This window comes from Paenibacillus sp. BIHB 4019, from assembly GCF_002741035.1.
In the GTDB taxonomy this organism is placed as follows: Bacteria; Bacillota; Bacilli; order Paenibacillales; family Paenibacillaceae; genus Pristimantibacillus.
On sequence record NZ_CP016808.1, the window covers coordinates 2953622 to 2976262 of the forward strand.

17 protein-coding genes are annotated in these 22641 nt (G+C 49.7%); 12 read left to right on the plus strand and 5 right to left on the minus strand.

Annotated features, from left to right (window positions below; all coding sequences use genetic code 11):
- Positions 1-24: 24 nt before the first annotated feature.
- From BBD42_RS12585 to BBD42_RS12620, 8 genes are all read left to right on the plus strand, one after another.
- Positions 25-1797, plus strand: a complete 1773-nt coding sequence (locus BBD42_RS12585) for a sensor histidine kinase (protein WP_099518402.1) — start codon at positions 25-27, stop codon at positions 1795-1797.
- Entirely contained in the window at positions 1794-3419 is a 1626-nt protein-coding gene (locus BBD42_RS12590) for a helix-turn-helix domain-containing protein (protein WP_099518403.1), read from the plus strand. The genes BBD42_RS12585 and BBD42_RS12590 overlap by 4 nt, the downstream gene beginning before the upstream one ends.
- 143 nt (positions 3420-3562) lie before the next feature.
- Positions 3563-4978, plus strand: a complete 1416-nt coding sequence (locus BBD42_RS12595; RefSeq protein WP_099518404.1) for an ABC transporter substrate-binding protein — start codon at positions 3563-3565, stop codon at positions 4976-4978.
- 87 nt (positions 4979-5065) lie between these two features.
- Positions 5066-7084, plus strand: coding sequence for an alginate lyase family protein (locus tag BBD42_RS12600; RefSeq protein WP_099518405.1), 2019 nt, complete (start codon positions 5066-5068; stop codon positions 7082-7084).
- Positions 7085-7103: 19 nt separating this feature from the next.
- Positions 7104-9512: a hypothetical protein gene (locus BBD42_RS12605; RefSeq protein ID WP_099518406.1), complete on the plus strand. Its 2409-nt coding sequence runs from the start codon at positions 7104-7106 to the stop codon at positions 9510-9512.
- A gap of 51 nt (positions 9513-9563) precedes the next feature.
- The gene (locus BBD42_RS12610) at positions 9564-9878 is read left to right on the plus strand and encodes a cupin domain-containing protein (RefSeq protein WP_056033534.1); all 315 of its coding nucleotides are present in this window, start codon (positions 9564-9566) and stop codon (positions 9876-9878) included.
- Between the two features lie 173 nt (positions 9879-10051).
- A complete protein-coding gene (locus BBD42_RS12615) occupies positions 10052-10843 on the plus strand; it encodes a hypothetical protein (RefSeq protein WP_099518407.1) in 792 nt (263 codons plus the stop codon).
- A 120-nt stretch (positions 10844-10963) separates the two neighbouring features.
- Positions 10964-11674 (plus strand): type 1 glutamine amidotransferase, encoded by a 711-nt coding sequence (locus tag BBD42_RS12620; protein ID WP_099518408.1) that lies wholly within the window; start codon positions 10964-10966, stop codon positions 11672-11674.
- Between the two features lie 72 nt (positions 11675-11746).
- On the opposite strand, the gene BBD42_RS12625 is transcribed toward BBD42_RS12620, so the two are convergent.
- Entirely contained in the window at positions 11747-13765 is a 2019-nt protein-coding gene (locus tag BBD42_RS12625) for a methyl-accepting chemotaxis protein (RefSeq protein ID WP_099518409.1), read from the minus strand.
- Between the two features lie 225 nt (positions 13766-13990).
- Between BBD42_RS12625 and BBD42_RS12630 the strand changes: the two genes are divergently transcribed.
- The gene (locus BBD42_RS12630) at positions 13991-14755 is read left to right on the plus strand and encodes an HAD-IIB family hydrolase (RefSeq protein WP_099518410.1); all 765 of its coding nucleotides are present in this window, start codon (positions 13991-13993) and stop codon (positions 14753-14755) included.
- Positions 14756-14837: 82 nt separating this feature from the next.
- On the opposite strand, the gene msrA is transcribed toward BBD42_RS12630, so the two are convergent.
- On the minus strand, positions 14838-15353 hold the full coding sequence (msrA, locus tag BBD42_RS12635; protein ID WP_056033535.1) for a peptide-methionine (S)-S-oxide reductase MsrA: 516 nt from the start codon (positions 15351-15353) through the stop codon (positions 14838-14840).
- A 103-nt stretch (positions 15354-15456) separates the two neighbouring features.
- On the minus strand, positions 15457-16659 hold the full coding sequence (locus BBD42_RS12640) for an MFS transporter (protein ID WP_237163461.1): 1203 nt from the start codon (positions 16657-16659) through the stop codon (positions 15457-15459).
- Positions 16660-16833: 174 nt separating this feature from the next.
- Between BBD42_RS12640 and BBD42_RS12645 the strand changes: the two genes are divergently transcribed.
- On the plus strand, positions 16834-18639 hold the full coding sequence (locus BBD42_RS12645) for an ABC transporter substrate-binding protein (RefSeq protein ID WP_099518412.1): 1806 nt from the start codon (positions 16834-16836) through the stop codon (positions 18637-18639).
- A gap of 86 nt (positions 18640-18725) precedes the next feature.
- Here BBD42_RS12645 and BBD42_RS12650 read toward each other — a convergent pair whose 3' ends face one another.
- On the minus strand, positions 18726-19331 hold the full coding sequence (locus BBD42_RS12650; RefSeq protein ID WP_099518413.1) for a TetR/AcrR family transcriptional regulator: 606 nt from the start codon (positions 19329-19331) through the stop codon (positions 18726-18728).
- A gap of 179 nt (positions 19332-19510) precedes the next feature.
- Here BBD42_RS12650 and BBD42_RS12655 point away from each other — a divergent pair, with 179 nt between their 5' ends.
- A complete protein-coding gene (locus BBD42_RS12655; protein ID WP_099518414.1) occupies positions 19511-20269 on the plus strand; it encodes an SDR family oxidoreductase in 759 nt (252 codons plus the stop codon).
- 113 nt (positions 20270-20382) lie between these two features.
- On the opposite strand, the gene BBD42_RS12660 is transcribed toward BBD42_RS12655, so the two are convergent.
- On the minus strand, positions 20383-21537 hold the full coding sequence (locus tag BBD42_RS12660) for an S-layer homology domain-containing protein (RefSeq protein WP_099518415.1): 1155 nt from the start codon (positions 21535-21537) through the stop codon (positions 20383-20385).
- 245 nt (positions 21538-21782) lie between these two features.
- Between BBD42_RS12660 and BBD42_RS12665 the strand changes: the two genes are divergently transcribed.
- Complete coding sequence (locus BBD42_RS12665) at positions 21783-22190, plus strand: MerR family transcriptional regulator (RefSeq protein ID WP_099518416.1); 408 nt, start codon at positions 21783-21785, stop codon at positions 22188-22190.
- Positions 22191-22641: the final 451 nt, after the last annotated feature.

A 22641-nucleotide genomic window follows, 5' to 3' on the forward strand; every position in this document is an offset into this window, starting at 1 on the left:
ATATGCATTGAGGCGATGAACAGCATGAAACGTATATTTCGAAAAATGTCGCTTAAAAGACGTCTGTGGGTTTCGTTCGTTTTATTGACCGTCGTTTGTATATCCGTCACGGGAACTTATGTTTCCGTGTTTTTTTCTCGTGAAATGGAATCACAGGCAACGAAGACGAGCCAGGATACGCTCAATAAGTCGGCAAGGGTGCTGGATGAGCGATTGAAAAATATCGTTGTGCTCGTATCTACCCTCATGATGGGCGAGCCCTTCCAGCGCACGCTGAAGGATGTGCAGTCGAGCAGCAAAAAGGAATATTATAATCGGCTGTCTGAGCTGCAAACGCCTTTTGCCCAGCTGATGCTGGCAGAGCAGTCGATTGACTCGGTGCTGGTGCATACGCCAATTGGGGATTTTTATCCGACGGGAAACCGGCGCAGCCCGAACAGCGATTTTGAGAGCACGATTATTAATCAGAAAATAACGGAAACGCAGGAAAAATGGAGCAAGCTATGGGTGGCGGGACATGCCGATGAGCTGTTCAGCCGGAAAAGCTCCGTTATTACCTTAATTATTAAACCGTTTTTTGATATCCAGCTGCCGGGTGTATATGTCATTGTCAACATTCGTGAGGATCACCTGCTGGATTTGATTCAGGCGGATATGCAGAGCGCCAGCCTCAGCCAGCTTGTGGTTGACCGTACGGGGAAAAATGTTCTTGCTTCCACTGAGGGCATGCCGCAAAGCAATCAGCAGATTTATGAGCGTGTCGGTTCCAGCGCGAGAGGGAACTTCGAATATACAAGCCAGAGCGGAGACGCTTATCTGCTCAATTACGCGGCTCTAGGGATGAACCCCGACTGGATATTGCTTGGCTATCAGTCCAAGTCGGAGCTGCTGAAGCCTGTTCAGCGCATGAACTGGACGATTCTGACGATTATGGGCGGCTGCGTCTTGCTTGCGCTGGTTATGTCCAGCATGCTGTCGGAGCTGCTGCTTAAGCCGCTGTTCAAATTGCGCAATCTCATGGTGAAGGTCGAGCAGAATAAGCTGGACGTCAGGTTCGAGAGCGTATTTGAGGATGAAATCAGCCAGGTTGGCCACAAGTTCAACCGGATGCTGGAGCAAATCGGCGAATTAATCGAAGAGGTGAAAGCATCCGAGCAGGACAAGCGCAAATCAGAAATCAAAGCGCTGCAGGCGCAAATTGATCCCCATTTTTTGTACAACACGTTGAATACGATTTATTGGAAAAGCGAGATGGAGGAGCAGCAGGCGGTCAGCGGCATGATCGTTTCGCTATCGCTGCTGTTCCGGCTGGGCCTGAACAATGGCCGGGAAATTACGACGCTGCGGCAGGAGCTGGAGCATGTGGCGCAATATTTGAGTTTGCAGCAAATGTGCTATCCGGATTTGTTTAAGTACAGCATACAGACGGTCGATGAGAAGCTGCTGGATACGCCCGTGCTCAAAATTTTGCTGCAGCCGCTGGTGGAAAACTCGATATTGCACGGTTTTCAGGAGCTTCCTCATGAAGGGGTTATCCGAATCGAGGTGGAAGCCGATGCTGCCAAGAGCTTGCTGATGCTAAATGTTACAGACAATGGTACTGGAATGGACGCCGAGCGTGTGGAGAAAATGCTGAACGGCCCGGAAGTGGAACGGACGAGCTACGCACTGGCGAACGTAAGAACGAGACTGTCCTTGTATTACGGATATAAGGCTTCCATGAAGCTTGAAAGCGAGCCGGGCGTGCAGACTTCCGTTAAGCTAACTATTCCCATTCAAGAGGTGATAAGCGAATGAGCGAAATTACGATGTGCATTATAGACGATGTAAAGACGGTCATCGATGGCATAGTGACCAAAATCCCTTGGGGGGAGCATGGCATCAAAATTGTAGGAACGGCCGCCAATGGCCATGATGGCTTGCAGCTTATTAAAGAGAAGCATCCGCATATTGTGCTGACCGACATTCGGATGCCGATGCGCAGCGGCATTGATATGGTCCGTGAGATGAAGGAAAGCGGAGAACCGGAGGCAAAGGTTATTTTTTTCAGCGGCTTCACCGATTTCACCTATGCCCAGGAATCCGTTCGGCTTGGGGCATTCGATTATTTGGTTAAGCCGTTTACGACGCAGCAAATTGTCGAGGTCGTGCTGCGCGCTAAAGCAAAAATTGAAACGCAGCGCCTGGAGCAGCTGGACCGGATGACGCTGGAGCGCAAAGTAAGGGAAAGCCTGCCTTATTTGCGCCAGGAGTATTTTCGGCTGCTGATCCGGCATGATGAGCTGCCCGAGCGAGCCTATGACAAATGGGAGTTTCTCAGCATCGATATGGATACCCGCCGTTTCGTTGCAATGTCTGTGCAGATCGAGGGGCTAATGGACGAGCATTCCCCGCTGTCCGTGCGGGAGGTGGAGCTAACCCGCTTCGCTGTGCAAAACATTATGGAGGAAACGATTAAAAAACAGGCGAAAGGTGTCGTTTTTCGGGAGCATCTGGGCCAATTTGTCATCTTGCTGAATCCGAATGAGGAAGAGGAAATGCTGGCGCTGGCAGAAGCGTGCCGGGACAATGTAAATCGCTATGCCAAGCGGGACATTTCCATTGGCGTCGGAAGCTGCGTGGACGGAATCAGCGAAATCGCCCTTTCCTATAATCAGGCGAAAACAGCGCTCAGCTATCAGTTTTATTCCGGCAGCGGCTGTGTCATCTCGTATAGCGATATTGAAAGGCAAAATCATATTTCGCCGCATTATTCCGCAGACAAGGAAGTCGAGCTGCTGTATTGCTTGCGCTCAGGCAACCGGGAAGGGACGGAGAAGCTGCTGGTGAGCATTGCCGAGGAATGCTTGCGTTATCCGACGCCGCCTGATCCCGATGTGATGACGAATTTGTTTTATGGGCTGGCCTTCTCCATTTACCGTGTCATAGCGGAGAAGGCGGATAGCAAGCAGCGCATGTGGCTTGACGAACGGCTGAGCGTCATTAAGAAAGGCCGGTATTCATCCACCTCCGAGTTGATTAAAGATGTGAAGGAATTAGGACTGACTGGCTGCGACTGGCTCCAGAAGCGCCAGAAAAACAATGTCGGCCAGCTCATCCATCAAGCTATGAATTATGTGGGAGGACGGCTCGGCACCGATTTGACGGTACAGGAATGCGCGAATGTCGTGCATTTGAGCCCAAGCTATTTTTCCAATTTGTTTAAAAAAGAGACAGGGATGACGTTTATGCAATACGTCACGTCTGCACGGATGGACAAGGCCAAGGAGCTGCTGCTGGAAGGCATGCAGGTGCAGGATATTACGTATGAGCTTGGTTATCGGGACCGACCATATTTCACCGAGCTGTTCAAAAAACATACGGGGCTGACGCCAACGGAATTCCGCGGCAAATATGAAAGCTCGGAGCCGGAAGCGTAATCATAGTGATTTTGCCCTCCCAGAATCGTGTTTTTGTCCTTCATGGGCAAGCGGGCAACGGTGCTACAATGAGGTCAGCAGGAGGGGCTGGGTGGTAGACACCGCTTGAACGCCGCTTGCCATACAAAGGGGAGGTACGACAGATGAAAAAAAGATTCGCAACGAAACGCTCGTTTTTGCTTTGCAGCTTGCTTGTAATGGCTTTAATGCTGGGGGCATGCTCGACGGGTAACGGAACGAACGCCGCACCAGAAGCAAGCGCGGGCACAAACGGTGCAAGCAGCGCAGCAAAGACGAAAATTTCCTATTGGACAATAGATCGTCATGACATGGATTATATGCAGGAGCAGGTAGACAAATATAACGCAACGAATACAGATAACGTTGAAGTAGAAATGAAGGTTATGGCGGATAATTACAATCAGGCGGTTGAGGTTGCGTTTGCGAGCAACCAGGCTCCGGACATTTTCCGCAGCGGCGACTTCCAAACTTATGTGAATAAAGGCTATTTTGCTCCACTTGATACGCTGCTCAGCAAAGAGTTTCTGGCGAAATTCGATGGTTTGCTGGTAGAGGATGTATATACAAAAGACGGACATGTGTATACGCTTCCAAACACGGGCCAATTTTGGCGCCTGCTGTACAATGTAGACCTGCTGAAGAAAGCTGGTTACACAGAGCCTCCTAAGACGCTCGACGAAATGGTAGAAATCGCGAAAAAAGTGACTGAGCAAGGCAAGGCTGAAGGCGTATACGGCTTCGCTAGCAATTTCAAAAATGGCTCCGGCTTTACGCGTCCGGCTTTTGCATCGGGCTCGCTAAGCTCAGAGACAAGCCATGAGGGCTTTAACTACCAAACCGGTGAATTTGACTTCGGCATGTACGCCGACATTGCAAAAGCGCTGCACCAAATGAAAACAGATGGCAGCATGATCCCAGGCGCTGAATCGCTGGATATTGATCCGCTTCGCGCACAGTTTGCCCAAGGTAAAATCGCGATGTATGTGAACCACTCCAGCGAGCCAGCTGTTTACACTTCGCAATTCCCGACGGAAATCAATTGGTCATCGACGCTTGTACCGACTAAAGATGGTCAAATCAACGGCGTAACTTGGGTTAACGCAGGCGGTTATATCGGAATTAATGCACAATCGGATAAGCAAGCAGCAGCTGTGAAATTTTTAGAGTACCTGTACAACACAGACCTTCGCACAGAATATCAAGAGAAAGGTCTTGGACTATCCGTTCTGCCTTACGTCAATGAAGCGGCAGGCAAGCCAGAGCTGAAAGGCATTGAAGGCTTCCTTCCAACGAAATATGATGGCATCTATCCAGCAACTCCAATTTCGGTTACCGAAACGAAGCTGGAAGGCAAAAAAGCAAGCGACGTATTTATTGAATATATTTTGACCAGCAATCAGGACTTGGATGCTGCGATTAAAGATTTGAATACGAGATACAACAAAGCGCTAGCAGCGGCTCGTACGGAAGGGCTGACTAATATTCAGGCTAATCCGTCGTTCAGCGCCAAGAGCCTGCAAGGCTCGCTCGGCCAGTAGCCGTATAGCTGAAGGAAAAGAGAGGCTGCCTGCGGGCAGCCTCTGCTTTTATAGATAGGGAGAAGCAGGAGAGGAGCGAGTGCTTAAATGGATCATTTGTATTTTAGGCCGAAGCAGAGAAGCGAGTGGGGAGCAAGCTTCCAGCAGCATTTTCCCAAGCAGGCGGCCGCTGCCATTGCGCAGGCAGACCGCTGGTGCGAGAATAAGCCTATAATTTGGAAAGGTTTTGAAATCGATCTGGGCCAGCCTGTCAATTGGCTTTACAACCCGACTGGAGACAAGGAATTTACTTGGGGCATTAATCGCTTTAAGCATCTTCGCTCCTTAGGCACCGCCTTTGCGTGCACCGGAGACGAGAAATATGCGGCTAAAGCGCTGGAGCATATTTTAGGCTGGATCGATACGCAGCCATGCCCGCGGAATTTGCCGGCAGAGGAGCTGACCTATTTTCAAAGGCCCGGCCCGTGGCGGCTGTTGGAAACTGGACTTAGGCTGCGCCAATGGATATATGCCTATCATTTTTTCGATCAATCGGAAAGCTGGAATGCTGAAGCGAAGGAACGGTTTCTCCAATCGGTAAAAGAGCATGCTTGGTTTCTCTCCACCTACAAAGCGAGCATTGAAATCAATCATTCGATTATGCATATGATTGGGCTGCTGGGCGCGGGGCTGACCTTTGTGACGTGGGAGGAAAGCGCGGAATGGCGCAGCACCGCGATGAAGCGGCTGGAGGAATGCATATGCGTGCAGGTGCTGCCAGATGGCGTCCATTCGGAGCTTACGCCGCACTACCATATGGTATCGCTGGAGTTGTTCGTCGATTGTGCCGTTATGGCGAAAAAGCGCGGGCTTGCGTTCTCAGGCGAATACGAGCGCATTGTAGCCGGCATGACGCGATTCGCAAGCTTGATGATCAGGCAGGACGGCAGCATGGCGCCGTTTGCCGATTCCTTCGCGAACCAGCCGCCCGATTTGAATGCGGCGGCGCTGTATTATGATCGTCCAGAACTGCTGCTGGAAGATCAGCTGTATGAGCAGTTTTGGACGGTCGGCCCTGAGGCTATCGACCGCCTGCTGGCAGCGGCAGCTAAGGTGCCGGAAGCGGCAGCTAAGGTGCCGGAAGCGACAGCTAAGGCGCCAGAAGCGGCAGTATCGCAGGCGGCTTCAACGGCAGGCGAAGCAGAAGCGTCAAGCTCCTTTGCGGGGGAGCGGCTGCCGTTTGCATTCCCGGCGGCAGGCTATTATGGGCTTGGCGATACGGAGCAGCAGCTCATCTTCGATGCGGCAGCGCTTGGAGGCCCTCATGGCCATGCCGATGCATTGTCCTTCGAATGGTGCGCCTATGGCGAAGCGCTGTTCGTCGATCCGGGCACATACACGTATATGGAAAATCCATGGCGCCGTTATTTCAAAAGCACATCTGCCCATAATACCGTTCTTGTGGACGGGCAGGATCAGACGCCTTATTTGCGCACCCAAAGATGGGGCGTGCCAGAGGCTGCCGTTTCCTTGATTGCTTGGGAACCGGATCAGCAAATGATTTGCGCGGAGCATGACGGATATGCTTCCCGCGGCGTTACGCACAGGCGCGCCGTATGGTTTCTGGACAGCGGAGAATGGGTCATCTATGACCGCCTGACGGGTACAGGCGAGCATACGTATCAGCACCGGCTGCATACTAGGCTGCTGGAATGGGAGACGCACAAACGGGCAGCAGGCAGCGCTGCTGCGGCAAATGTTACGGTCTCCAATGATGAGCCTGCCTGCTACTATGCGAAAGGCAGCGGCTTGTTCAACGGAGTAGAAGCGGCAGCCGCTTCGCCGCTCGCCTGCGAGCTGCTCGTATTTGGACCGCCGGAGCTGGAGCTTGACGTGGAGGATAGCTGGGAATCCGTGCACCAAATGAAGATGCAGCCGCTGAAGGTGCTTCAAGGTTTGCTGACAACGGAAAATGAAGGTGCATGGTTTATTACCGTGATGAAGCCATCACTTGGCACGCAGCAGCTGGCGATCTCTGAATGGAGCGTCGCAATGGACGAGCAGGGCCGCCCTGTTCTGGGCTTAAACCGTGACGGGCGCCTTACCGTGTTCGCAATGCCTGAATGAATCGATTGGAGTGAAGCATGTGGATAAGCAAAACGGATTTATTACTCATTATCTAACTTCAGGACTGCGCTTGAGCGATTTTATATCGGACAAAACCGATAAAAACCAAATACGTTACGAGCAATATTTGCGCTCGATTGTCGCGGACAGGGATCTTCCAGCGCCAGCGGGATCAGAAGCCATCCAAATCGGCGCTGAGAGCGAGCTGGGGCTGCCTTGGGAGTATCTTTACCCGTGCAGCGGCTTCGTTAATTTCAGCCAGTTTTCGTTTACGCCCCAAAAAGTAGAGCTGCTCGCCGCTACCGTGCTTGTGGCGGAAGAAGACCTTGTCGTCTTGGCAAATCTATGGACTTACACGGCGATTGAAGTATGGCTTAATGGAGAGATGGTAAGCTCCGTTGACGTGCCGGTGTATAAGCCGATTAATAAGCAGGAAATGCAGCTGCCTTTGCGCAAAGGCAGCAACACGATGGTTATCCGCATGCAAAATTTGGCGGTGCGCGATACAAGGAATATTTTCGGCATTCAATTATTGGAGCATTTAGACCAAATTAAGGTTACGCTGCCGGATGCGGAGCAGGCCGAGTCATTTCTTGCGCTTGACCGCTTTCTGTCGGGCATTACGCTGAAGGGCAATGAGCTTTGCTTTACGGCGGAAGCGCCTTGCAGCATCTACCTGGCATACGGGGAAGAAGTAACTGACAGCCTGATCGCCGAGGACATTAGCGGCAAGCGCAGCGTGAAGCTTGACGAGGGTGCGCCAATGGCAATCGTCTATGGTGAAATCGGACAAAGAAAGCTGGTTCGCAAAATCGAGCTGCTGCAAAACAAAAAGCCGGTTTATCGCAAAGGAGCGGCAGCAGCCGAGGTTAAAGGCGCCATGTTCGAGGAGATTGCCGCCATAGGCACGGAGAAGGCGTTTCAACCGCTGCGCTTTGGTTTATTTTACGTGCTGGCGCGCTGGAACTTGGGACAACCCGGTGTTAATGATGAACAGCATATTTTGCATGCGCTTGGACAAATTGAGCGGCGCGAGGATTGCTCGGACTTTATCCTCGCGGGCTTGCTTCGCTTCATGCAGCAGCAAGAGCTTCCGGCCCATTTAACGGAACGAACCAAGCAGGCGATTTTAGATTACCGCTTCTGGATGACGGAGGACGGCTCAGACGGCATGTGCTTCTGGAGCGAAAATCACGCCCTGATGTTCTATATTTGCGCTTATATGGCGGGCCGCGAGTACCCGGACCAGCTATTCGCAAGATCGGGCCGCACGGGCGTTCAGGCAAGCAAGGTGGCGCTCGGCAAAATCCGCGAGTGGCTGGATGATGTCGAGGAATATGGCTTTGAGGAGTTTCTCAGCGCGGATTATATGTGCGTGACGCTGGGTGCGCTGCTAAATGTCGTCGACTATATGGAGGAAGAGGAGTCCGCTCGCGCAAGCCGGTTAATTGACGAGATGCTGAAATCCTTCGCATATCATACGTTCCGCGGTTCAATTGTCGCGCCGCAAGCGCGCATTTACCGCTCTGTCATTTTGCCGTTTACCCAGTCGGCCCAGTCTTTAATTCATCTGCTGAATCCGGATACGCCTATGGGCAACAGCGAATGGATCGTTTTTCTGATGAACAGCAAATACGTGATGCCGCAGCATTTCACAAGCCTGATGGATGAATCTTTGGAGCTGGAGTACCAGACTGGGAACGCATGGGTGAAGCTCAACAAGCAGCCTGATTATATGCTGACCTCGGTTCAATCTCCGAGATATGATGCCAACCCGTCCTTCTGGCAAAATATTAGCTTTGACGAGTCCGTTGACATTGAATCGGGCCATTATGTTAAATCGTTTAATGAGCGTTTTCACGGCACATCGCGTTTCGAGCCGGGCGTGTACGGGTATCAGCAGCATATGTGGTATGCGGCGCTGGACAACGATACGGTGCTGTATACGAACCATCCGGGAGAGCTGGCTGACGATGGCGGCATGCGGCCGGGCTATTGGTATGGCAATGGCATCATGCCAGCGGTCAAGCAGCAGGGCAGCGCGCTGGGCGCGATTTATGAAATCGGGGAGGAGCATCCGGTCGCGTTTACGCATCTCTTTTTCCCGGAGGCGAAGTTTGATGATTTCGTCCAGGACGGGCATTGGCTGTTTGGGCAAAAAGGCAGCGGCTACGCCGCGATCTGGTGCAGCGAGCCGATGGTTCCCCATCACGACCGCCTGTTCCATTGCGAATACCGGGCATACAGCCGCAAAAATGCGTATTTCTGCAAGCTGGGCTCGGAGCAGGAGTTCGGCAGCTGGGATCAGTTTAAAGCGGAATGCTACCGGCTTGCTCCGGCCTTCGATTGTTCAGCTCTCAAGCTGACCGCAGCGGATGATTATGAGCTGAGCTTCGTCCGCAGCAGCAATATGTCGCAATATGTGTAACCGCAAGTATATGTAATCTAATCCGATAATAGTTGAGAGGAATGACGAATGATGAGCAGATTGAACAATTGGGAAAATGCCGAGCCGGGCGTAAAACGGAAAATTTTCACACCGGGCGAGACGATTATGATGATGGAGGTGCATTTTGAGGAAGGAGCGGAAGGTTATTTGCACAGCCATGTGCATGAGCAGTTTTCCTACTGCCTGGAAGGGCAGCTGGAGTTCTCGATAAACGGGGAGAAGACGGTCATTTCCGCAGGCGAGACGATCTTTATCCCTAGCAATGCCGAGCATGGCTGCCGCGCCTTGAAAGCAAGCAAGCTGCTCGACACCTTTACGCCGCTTCGGCAGGATTTGATCAATTAATGAAATAAGGTCGGCAGCTAAGCTAAGCACGCGATGCTGCTAGGGTTGTCCCAAAGCCATAATTAATGGCTGGGGCAGCCCTTTTTTTATGGAGAAAAGGATGACGCGGCCATTCCCGGTTTTCTGAAACATTGTGATTCGCGGGAGCGTCTATGAAAGGGAGGTGATTGGCGATGAATGGTATAAAACGGACGGGCCAGGCTTTAATCGTGCTGCTCCTTATGCTGACAGCTGCCGGCTGTGGCGGAGGGAGCAGTGCGCTGGAACGTGAAGCGCCCGAGGCAACCGACATGCAGGTTAAGGCTGCGGGTCCAGAAACCGAGGAACCGGCTGAAACTTGTAATGCGATTATCGAGTGGGTCGATTTTCTGATGATTAATGGCATCAAATACCAATACAACTATGAGGGAAGCGGGAAGGTATCTGACGACCAGCTTGGCGAAAAAGTAGGCGAGGTAACTTATATGCTGAACGATCATGCTTGCACCGATTATGTGGAGAAGGATGGGAATGCCGCCTTTTTGCCTATTGGCACAGAGATTTATGCGATAAAGGGCTACAAGTCGGAGTTCCGTGTTGCAGCATTCAACAAGGTTTATGAAGTGATGGATAATCCAAAGGCGGCTACGCTGGGACAATTGCTTGATATCGAGGGCAAAGTCGATAAAGTAGGCTTGGAAAGTGCCGAGGATGGCAGTCCGATCGGCGACTTTAGTGCAGAAGCGTCTGCACAGTTCATTCAGGAGCTGCTTCCTCTGCAGCATGTGGGATTCAAACAGGTTTATGAAAAAACGAAGCATGAATCCGGTATTTTTCTAAGGATATACTTGCTGGATGGCAGCTCTTTCCGGCTCGTGTATTATCCAGAGGGGAACGCTTTTACAGCTGGGGCCTTCGGAACAGACAGCCTGAAAAAATTGATTATGGAGCAGCGGGCCCAAATCAAAGCAGCAGCAGGCTTATAAAAAATATACCGTGCAACCTCCTCCATCGGAAGAGGTTTTTTTGTATTTGATGAAAGCATGGCTTTACCTTAAACTAGCTTATATATTGAGGATGAAAAAAGGAAGAAGAGGTGGCATAACATGCGTATTCGATGTTTCCAGCACGTCGCTTTTGAAAATCCGGGCGGTATCGCTTATTGGGCCGATAAACACGGGCATGAGCTTGAGATTACCCGGTTGTTTGCTGGAGATGAGCTGCCTGCTCATGAAAGCTGGGATTGGCTCGTCCTATTGGGCGGCCCGATGAGCGTTCATGATGAAGCGGAATATCCATGGATGCAGGCGGAGAAGCGGTACATCGCAGAGGCTATTCCTAGCGGGAAACCGGTCATTGGCATTTGCCTGGGCTCGCAGTTCATTGCAGAGGCGCTGGGGGCGAAGGTATATGTGAATGAACAGAAGGAAATTGGCTGGTTCCCGCTTAAATGGCTGCATAGTCATGGTGCATATCCGCAGGACGATTTATTTAAAGCTTTTCCGGAAGCGCCGACTGTCTTTCATTGGCACGGTGAAACGTACGATTTGCCGGAAGGGGCAAGGCGGCTTGCCTCAAGCGCTGCCTGTCTGAATCAAGCATTCGTATATGGGGAGGCCGTGTTCGGCTTTCAATTCCACCTCGAAATGATGGAAAACAATATTAAGCTGATTGCCGAAAATTGCGGGCATGAGCTGGTTGATGCACCTTATATTCAGATGGCGGACAGGCTGTTGAACGCTTCTGCCGAGAGGGAGCAGGCATTAGTGCTGCTGGAAAGCTTCTTGAATGGATTGGAAACCGAAAAATCCCGATGAATCGTCAGCAGCAAAAGCATGAGGCTTTTGCTGTTATTGACGATGCACCGGGACGGTTCGTGCAACTCAAGGCTACAGCTTGAATTTATTAATTTGAATACGCAGCTTCTCTGCCATATTAGCAAGCTCTGCGGAAGACGACGCTACTTCCTCCATTGAAGCCATTTGCTCCTCTGCCGCAGCGGAAACATTTTGGGATTCGGCCGCCGTTTCACTGGCCGAGTCGGAGATGAGGCGAATGGATTCCACCAACGTAGTTGTACCGGACACCATCTCGCCGGATGCTGTTGATACGCCTTGAATGCTCGCGGCTACCTCCTGAATGGAAGAGCGAATGCGGGCGAACAGCTCACGGGCTTCTTCACCCGTATGTCTGCCTTCAGCCGCTTGGGTGACGGTCTGTTCAGAGGCTTGCAGCGTCCGATCAATTTCGAGGCGGATACTTCCGATAAAGCCAGCAATTTGCTCAGCTGATTCCATTGACTGGCCGGCAAGCTTGCGAATTTCATCCGCTACAACGGCAAAGCCGCGTCCTGCTTCTCCCGAGCGTGAAGCCTCAATGGCTGCATTCAACGACAAAATATTCGTTTGGCGGGCGATTTGGCTGATGCTGCTTACGACATCGCCGATTTTGCCGGACAAGCCGCTGAGCGCATGAATCGTTTGGGCAAGCTCGCCGATGCCCTGCTCCATCGCGACCATTTTTCCATTAAGCTGATCCATGGAAGCTGCTCCGTCATCAGAGAGGTTGGAGGCTTCAGAAGCGATGTCAGCCGCATTTGTACTATAAGAAGCGATACCATCAATTTGCACAGCGATGCTGTCGGCTGCTTGGCTTCCATCCTGCAGACTGGACGTTTGGCGCTCCGAGCTTTCGGCTACGACGAGAATCGCTTCGGAAATGCTTTGCGCCGCACGTGCGCCTTGATCCGCCCCTTCAGCAAGCTGCTTCGCAGAATCCGTCAACTGCTCGGATAAGCCATTAACGTCCTTCATCAACAGCTGCATTTGATCGCCAGCGGTATTAAAGGAATGCAGCGCCTTGCTAATATCGGTTTTGCCTTTCACCGGAATGCGATACGTTAAATCGCCTTGGGCCAAAACATCAATGCCATGTGTCAACTGGCGAATCGGATACACAATCCGCAGAGCAATAAGAACCGTCATAATCAGGGCAAGAATGATAATGCCTGAACCGACCAACATAATCAAGCTTAATAAAGTATCGACAGGCTTTAAAATTTCACTTTCGTCCGCGAACATCGTAATGACCCAGCCCAGGCCGGTCACACTCATAAAACCAATTTTATTAACGCCATTTTCCTTATAATGAATCGGGTCGGTAAGGCCTTGGGTCGCATTAGCGAGCGCTTGATCAAGTGCAGCGATACCGAGATCGGATAGTTTTTTATTTAACACAAACGATTCATCCGTATACGAAAGGAATGTTCCGTCAGCTAACGTCATATAAGCTTTTCCAGTCTCGCCGAATTGGGCTTTGCTGACGCTTTCCACCGCTTGGCTAATTGAGTAGGACGCTCCGTAAAAGCCATAAGCTTTGCCGTCTTTGATTAGTGGAGCGCCGACAATAACAACCATCGTGCCCATCGTTTTGGAAATAACCGGCTCAGAAATGAACGGTTTTCCTTCTTTGGCAAGCTTGATGTAAGGCCGATCGGATAGATCGACGTCCGTATTTTTAATATTAACGGCGTTGGCGCCGATTAAATCAAGCGAGAAAAAAATCGATTCAAATTCGGGATGCTGATTATGGGCTTGGACGAGAAAATCAAGCTGCTGCTGCCGTTCGGCTTCCACATTGGAGCCCTGCTCGGCAATGACCTGCATAATCGCTTGCTTTTCAACTAAATTGGCATCAATTTCTTTAGCTAGAAGGCTTGAGTAGAGCTCCATTTGTTTTTCGGCTTGGGTTTGGACTTCTCTGGAGGTTGGAACGTAGAAGGTGTAGGAGAGCACAGAGACACAAACGACGATAATAAGCAGGGTGGACAATACAATTCTGCCTGCTGTCTGACGAATCGAACCAAGAATGAGCAAATTACGAATAAAACGCGAGTTCTTTAATGGCATTACTATTCTCCTTTTGATAAAATGTGTGTACTTCTAATATCGGTTGCAGCTTGCAAACTTATTACTATTATTTTCATTTTATTTTGAAAATTTTTCATTTTTAATGAATCGGGAATGAAATCGCTTGCAAAATAGTTGGCGATAGTCAATTAAAATATTATTTTTTACGTAGGAATTATTATTTAATAAAATTTAGTTGAAATGCAGCTAAAGTGGAGGCCAAGGATGCAATTTGTATTTGATTTGGATGGAACCATTTGTTTTAAAGGAAAACCGATATCGGAACGTTTGCTTTGCGCGTTGGAGGGTTTAATCGAGGCAGGACATGAGGTTGTGTTTGCTTCAGCCCGCCCCATAAGGGACATGCTTCCCGTGGTGGACCAGAGATTTCATCAACTTTTATTCATTGGCGGCAATGGCTCGCTAATTTCTCAAGCGGGAAAGCGGCTGCCTGGAGAAGCATTTACCGCTGAACAAATAAGTAAAATATTGGAATTAATTACAGCATATCAGGGTACATACTTAATCGATAGCGAGTGGGATTATGCTTATACAGGAGCAAGCGACCATCCTATTTTGAACAACGTAGATCCTTTAAAGCTGGCTAAAAAGGTGCCCGTCGAGTCGCTTAACACAATCGTAAAAATCCTCATCCTGTCTTCGGTGAATATGGAGCGCTTGTTTGCAGAATTAGCCGCACTTGAACTAGTGGTCCACCAGTATAGCCGGGAAAATGTGCTTGATCTGAGCCCGCAAAACATCCATAAATGGAGCGCCCTGCAAAAAGCGGGACTGCAAGCGAAACAGTTCATCGCCTTTGGCAACGATGCCAATGACATCAGCATGTTTCAGGCGGCGCTTTATTCGGTAAGAATCGGCGATCATGCGGAGCTGGGACCATATGCGACGGCAAGCATCGCAGTGGAAGGGGATTACGAAGGCGCGATTATTGAAAAAATAGAGCAGCTGTCCAAGGCGTACGCCTTGTGACAAGGAGAAGTTCCCGTTCAAAAGCAGAAGCAAAAGCAAAGGCAGCCCTAATTGCGGGCTGCCTTTATTAGATGGATTCGTTTTATTTCCAATACTTCTCGATAATCGCTTCGCGGCCGGAATAAATACGCGATTCCTTATAAAATTCCGGGTTTTTGCGATGATAATTTTGATGGTATTCCTCCGCCGGATAGAAGACGGAAGCTTCTTCGATCGCTGTTACGACAGGCTTGTCAAAGCGGCCGCTGCCCGCGAGAGCTTCTCTGGACTGCAAGGCAAGCTCGCGCTGCTCCTCCGTATGATAGAGGATTGCCGCCCGGTATTGGCTTTTCTGGTCATTGCCTTGTCCGACTGCATCGGTTGGATCAATTTGCGGCCAATAAAGCTCCAGCAGTTTTTCATATGGGAAAATGTCATCGTCATACGTTATTTGTACAACCTCCAAATGCCCGGTCTCTCCTGTCAATACTTGCTCATACGTAGGGTTCTCCAGCTCTCCGCCCATATAACCGGACAAAATGCCGTGAATGCCGGGCTGCTCTTCAAACGGACTGACCATGCACCAGAAACAGCCTCCGGCAAACGTTGCTTTTTGTATCATATGATTTCCCCATTTCCTATTGTGGCTAAATATATTTATTTATATCTAATTATATTTAATTTTATTATAAACACTTGCTTCTCACAAGTATAATCAGATTTTAAATCAAGCTTCGCTGCTTTTCCCATAGCGGGCTAAAGCGGCAGCAGACGAACAAAATCAAGTTGATGAGCATTGCCACAAGAAAGACGATGGATGGCGCGGTGAACGCGGAAATCCAGCCAGCCGCCGCGACGGCGAAGGGCATGCCAAGCTTGAACAGCGAGCCGGTAATGCCGCTAATTCTCCCGATCAAATGCTGCGGCGTCGTTTCCTGGCGGAACGTCCAAATGCAGACGACGCTGATCGTTTCGAACCAGCCATTCAGAAATAGCGACACGCCTAGCATAGCAGCAGAATGGGAAAGATACATCATGAAATAAGTGAGGGCTAGACAAAGTGTCGTTAACGTAATTAACGTTCCCACCTTAAGTCTGCGGCGCAGCCAGCTGATGATGAAGCTGCCTAGCAGGCCGCCAATCCCAGCTGCCGACCATACGAGCCCCAGCTCGAAATTGCTCAGCAGCAATGCGTCCTTGGCATAAAAAATAACCGTTGTATCGACCATGCCGGAGGCGCAATTGAGGAAAATGACCGTTAACGAAATCAGCCACAATAAGCGGTTGCGGCGCAGCTCGCGCCAGCCCTCCAGCAGCTCCTTCCAAAAGCTTGATTGCCGCTGCGCCCGCGGCTGCTCATTCGATTGCAGAAATAATAGCAAAATGAATGCAAAGCCGAACGCCACCGCCGTCACGAACAAGCCGTCATGAAGCCGCGGCAGCATGAGCATAAGCCCTGTCAATACGGGCCCAATAATGCCGATCAGCGTCGTAACGAAATTGAGCGATACGTTGGCCGAGGTGAGCAGCTCGGTAGGAATCGCCTGCTTGACGATCGCTACCCGCGCATTGGAGAAGGCATAACCGAAGGTCATCAGCAGAAATCCGCCTATGTAGAGGACATACAGCGAAGGGGCGCCATAGGCAAGTGTGGCGTACAGGCCGAGCAGAACGAGCATTTGCAGCAAAATCGAAGCGAGCGACCAGTTCTTTTTATGCACCCGATCTACTAATACGCCAATGAACACGGCCAGCAATAAATTCGGCAAAAACTCGATGCCCTTCATCGTCGACATGGCGACAGCCGACTGCGTCAAATCATATAAGATGAGCGGCAGCGCCAGTTCATAGATTTTATTGCCGAAGGCTATGATGCCGCTAGTAAAGAAAAGAATAAGAAAGTTCCGATGGCCCCATATTGTCATGTGTGACTGCTGCCGTGATAGGGAAAGACGATTCGTTTTTATGAACATGCGGGGCTGCTCCTCTTGACCGTATTTATGGATCAAAGTATACTTTCGAAAAAGACGAAGGAAAAGCGAAAGGTGAGGATTTTGTTTTTCGCCTTTTAGCGTTTGCCTATTGGAAAAGGAGTCTAAATGGACGTACACGACTATTACGGCCAGTTAAGAAAGCATTATATAGACATGCCGAAGCGGCAGCGATTTGCTGTATCGATGGAGGAGCTGAGCGAGCTGCTTGCCTGCACACGCCGCAACACTCAAATGCTTCTACACAAAATGACGGAGCTTGGGCTTGTGGAATGGACGCCAGGGCGCGGACGGGGAAATTTATCGCAGCTGGCATTTCTGAAATCCTATAGAGAGCTGGCGTTCGCCAAAGCGCAGGAGCTGGTTGAAAAGGAGAAAATCAATGAGGCATGGAAGCTCATGGAGCCCTTTGAGGATCAAGCGATAAAAGCCGAGTTCATGGCATGGCTGACCCGGCAGTTTGGCTTGCAGCAGGATACGGAGGAGAAGGATGTGCTGCGCTTCCCGTTCTATCGTCCTGTCTTAAGGCTGGACCCTGCCTATGTGTTCCGGCGTACGGAGTCGCATTGGGTTGAACAGATTTTTAATACGCTGGTCAAGTTTTCGCGGGGGACGTTTCAACCGCAGCTGGCCCACTATTGGGAAAGCAACGAGGAGCACACGCAGTGGTCTTTTTTTCTGCGCAAGGGCGTGCGTTTCCATCATGGAAAGCGGCTGACCGCGCGTGATGTTGCTTTTACCTTTCAGCGGCTGATGGCAAGCTCTCCTTCGGAGTGGCTGACCTCAATGATTGAAGCCATCACAATAACCGGAACGTACAGCCTTGCCATCACGCTGAAGGAGCCGAATGCTTTGTTTATGCACAGCTTGTGCACGGAGCGCTTCAGCATTGTGCCGGAGCATACGGGCGAGCTGGGAGGGGCGGACGGTTTTGCCAAAATGCCGATCGGGACAGGGCCCTTCCGCATGCTCCGAAATGATGAATCGATGCTCATTGTGGAGGCGAATGAGCTGTATTTCGAAGGCTGCCCCCATCTGGATCGCATTGAAATGTGGGTATGGCCAAACTATGAGTCGAGCGAAGGGTGGTCTGTTCCAGATCAGCAGTCGCAGCTGGCCTATTTTGAAGCACAGCTAAAGCAGCAGGCGGATGGGAAGAAGGAGCAGTTGGAGCAAGTGGAGCAGCTGGAGCAGGGCAGCACCTATTTGGCCTTTAATCTAGCTAGACAAGGAGTGCTGCAGTCGCTGAAGCTGCGCCAAGCGATTCATTACGGCTTGAACCGCCAGCAGATGATTACCGATCTGGGCGGCATTCGCGAGCAGGCGTCAACGGGCTTCTTGGAAGAGGGGATAGCTGCTGACGATGGCTCCAGCTATGATTTCTCCTATGCGGTGCAGCTGGTAAGCGAATCGGGTTACGCAGGCGAAACGCTCAAACTGTACACGTATGAGATGCCCAGCAATGAGCAAAGTGCGGAATGGACCCGAAAGGCATGCGAGAAGCTGGGTATTCGAATCGAAATTGGGGTGTTCCCAATTGAGGAGCTGGTGGCATGCGCTGAGCATCGGAAGGAAGCCGATATTATTTTAGGCGGAGAGGTGCTGGGGGAGCAGCCGGATATGACGCTAATCGAGCTGTATAAATCGGATACGAGCTTCGTGGCTAGCGGTCTTTGCCTTGAAGACCGCGCTTTTGTCGATGAGCATATTTCATTATGTTTGCGGGAGCAGCAGCAGGAGGCCCGATTGGACATTTTAATGCGTATTCAAGAGCGGCTCAAGCAGCAGTTCAGCCTGTTGTTTCTGCATCATAGCCGGCAGCTGGTTGGGCATCACCAGTCTTTGCAGGGCATTGCCTTGAATGCCTGGGGCAACATCAATTATAAGGATGTCTGGGTTCGGAGAACGACATGACAGGTGCAAGGGGCATGCGGTAGTGCAAATGCTCCTGCAGTTAGGTCGAATATTTGGAATGGGCGAGCGTATTATTAAGACAGCTATTAGGGCTGCTTTCCTGGACGCGCCATATTTGCATCATGGGGATTCATATTAACGATCTTAACGAGCTGTTCCTGCATATATTCAGGCGGATGCTTAAAGCCGGTTTCAATCCAGTGCCATACGAGGCCAAGCACAGAACTCATGCTATAGGTGGCTAGCAGCTCCGGATCAATATCATCCGTAGGATTCAAAAGCTCCGCCATCGAAATTTGCTTAAGGACATGAAGCATTTTTTCCTTCATATTGGGCAGCACATCATTTTTCATTAGAATCGTGTAGACGCCCGAATGCTCGTAAATATGTCTGAAAATCGTGACGGCATGGGCAGGAAGCTCGCTAACGTTAAAGACCTCGACATGCTCGTAGGGTGCCCGAAACGATTGCAGCAGCTTATCGAGCAGCTCATTCGTAATCTCATCCAGCAGCGCTTCTTTGCTATCATAATTGGCATAAAAGGTTCCCCGGTTGTAGCCAGCGCATTCTACAATCTCCGTAATGGAGATCGCTTGGAATGGCTTATTCGCCATTAGAGTGAGCAGCGCTTCCCGCATGGCACGTCTGCTGCGCAAAGTTCGGCGGTCGGTTTTTGGATTGTTTTCAGACATTATGCTCCACCTTCTTGACATGTTTATATACAAAAAACCGCATTGTGTCTGTTACCGGGCAAATGTGGTTTTTTTGCTGATTGTCTCTAAACCTTACGTTTTATTATACTCGAAGTAACAGATGTTCTGTAATGAGCATGTGTTTATTGTATCCTTGATTTCAAATGGAGGAATGAACCGTGAGACTAACAGGAAAAGTAGCTGTCGTAACTGGCGCAGCTTCAGGCATGGGGAAAGCGATAGCCGAGCTGTTCGCAGCAGAGGGGGCTAAAGTCGTCGTTTCCGATCTTCGCGCAGATGCTGCTCAAACGGTTGTTTCCGCTATTGAAGCAAGCGGCGGACAGGCGATTGCAATCGCTGCCAATGTAGCGAAGGAAGAGGATGTTCAGCAATTAATCGATACGACTGTAGCGACTTACGGCACAGTGGATATTTTAGTTAATAATGCGGGAATTATGGACAACTTTGTTCCAGCAGGGGACTTAACGGATGAGCTATGGGAGCGGGTATTCGCTATTAATACAACGGGACCGATGCGTACGATCCGGAAAGTGCTTCCTCTTTTTACCGAGAAAAAGAGCGGGGTTATCGTCAACGTCGCTTCTGCTGGAGGTTTGCAAGGCTCTAGAGCGGGCGCAGCTTACACAGCTTCCAAGCATGCAGTCGTGGGCCTCACGAAAAATATTGGTTTCCAATATGCCGACCTCGGCATTCGCTGCAATGCGATTGCACCTGGCGGTGTGAAAACGAACATTGCGGCGTCGATGACTGAGCCTAACGCTTTCGGAGCTTCGCGTGCGATGGCAGGCATGGGCCTCAACCCGCGTACGGGCGAGCCGGAGGAAATTGCGAAGGTTGCTCTGTTCCTGGCCTCCGATGATGCAAGCTTCGTCAACGGCACGGTTGTAACCGCAGATGCGGGCTGGCTGGCTTACTAACACTTTACAATTACAAGCAGAAGCAGGAATCCCCTCTGGTTAACCCGTTTCCCATACAAATCGTGGGGAAGGGGGATAAACCAGAGGGGATTTTTATGCTGCAAACATAATGGTTAATTGTAGTCGTGCCCCATTATATACGGCAGCCAATTAACCATTATAAAATCGACTTTTGAAGTTTCTTCATTGAAGCTGAAGGAGATGCTGTAGGTCTTCTTTTCGTTTTTAATTTGTGTGAGATTGAATAAGGGGTCCAACTGCCTATAACTGCCATCTTCCGCTTCTTCATAAAAATAATAGGCGCTACCCGTTTTTAAATAGCCGGCTGTTCCGTATTGCTGTAGAACATCCGTTATCGTGCTTTTCTCCAATACAATGCCTTTATAAGTTGAGAAGAGCTTGCTCGCTTCTAAATGGTCTTCATCGCTAGCTATATCCCATGAGTCCACTTGGCCTGCTTTATTATAATGAACCGTGAAAGTGGAATATTGGTTGCGTTTAATCATACCGGCTTGATATGATTCACCGAAGCGGGAGTCAATGGCCTGTTTACTTTCCCAAAGCTTTACTCCCATAGCTGGATTATTTCCAATTATATCAAAGTCTTCTCTTGTAACAGGTTGTGTACTGAATAAAGGTAATGGTTTGGGAGCAGTTGCAAGATTCGGCAGCTTGCCGATATCAGAAAGTGCTTTTGGCCGTTTTTTAATGTCAAGCATACCTGCAACGGTCAACTGTCTAATCCATTGGATGGCTTCTGCGCGTGTTAAATTAGCATCGGATTTAAAGGTCGATAATGTAGCATCGGGGCTGCTTCCCATGCCATTTCCGAGTAAATAAATAATATTATCGTTGCCTTCGTAGTGAACTCCTCTGGCCGCTGCTATAATGGCTGCTGTTTGACCTTGAGTTATAGGCACTGACCTCAGGGCTGGTTTGGTGTAACCTTGTATGGGATGGTTCCAGCTTTTCGCAAGCTGATATACTGTGCTTATCCGATTATTTATTTTTCCATCGGTGTCTCTTTTGTCTAACTGGACATCAAATGCTCGATACAAAACGACTAAAAACTCTGCCTCGCTTATAAGCCTGTCCGGCTGAAAACTTCCGTCTGAATAGCCTCCTATTATATTTTCTTGGCTCGCCCATTGAAATAACGTATCTGCCCAATGACCTGTTGGCTCATACGATTCAGCATAAGCCGTCATTCCTCCAGTCATAGTCGAAACCAGCAAAAGACAAATAAACGTACGCCGAATGATAGACATTTTCCCCAGCCCTTCACTTTTATTAAAATATTGCTGCTATAAACCGTGTTTAAAAATATCCATGTTTATTTAATCGGTTGAAATATAGCTTAATGTAAGAGATAGCCTTTAGTTAGCCAAAACCTCGCATTTATAATAGGAATTTATACACAATCGGGAAGTTATCTCTTTGTTAATCGGAAGTAGCAATGCCTGTGAAATCTTGTTACGATTGCTCTATAAGTAAAGAGCGGGAGGTACGCACAATGCCGAAAACGCAGGATGCAAAGGGAATAAAGGAAACATACACGATTAAAGAGGCAGCTGGATTAGGAGGATTATCAGAGGATACGATCCGTTATTATGAGAAAATCGGCGTTTTGCCGCAGGCGGAGCGTAAAAACAACACCCATCGTTTTTACCGGATGAAGGATATTGAAACGATGAAGATGCTGGTCTGCCTGAAGAAAACGGGCATGTCGCTTGACGAGATAAGACCGTTTATAGGTGTGTCCTTCATCAACAAACCGTCGGATTACCCCGAGCTTGTGCAATTAATGCTGAACCATAAGCAGCAAATTCAGCAGCAAATAGCGGATTTGCAGCAGGTGCTGGACTTCATTGATGACAAGCTGAAAATCACCTCTTTTGAGCAAGGGGGCTGCCCTCAGTAGCTACAACAACTAGGACAACGACAACCCCTTGTTTACAAATCAAAAGGAAGAAGATGAGCAAGGGGATTTAATTTTGGACAGCGCGGGAAGGGCACCTTATATTTTTGAAGGACTGAGGAGCAGCTATTTTAGCATTTTATGCGATTTCAGCGTGTGAGCGGACAGGAAATCCGTTATTGTTCCGATAATCGCGTCAAAATGAGTATGAGGCGCCCATTAGTTGCTCCTGAGTCCGCGAGTACCGCCGAAAACCTTAATCTGGTTAATATAGCGTCGTCTGTGTCCGCCAAATTTCCGCTGCCGACCATGCCCGGTTATTAAGCCGCTTCATATCCTCTCCGCATACATATCCGAATGAGTAAGCCTACAGCTTTGATGCATCTAAACCTTTCTGCGTTTATCTAAGCCTATCTAAGTCTATCGGCATTTATATGTGGCTATAGATGTCTAT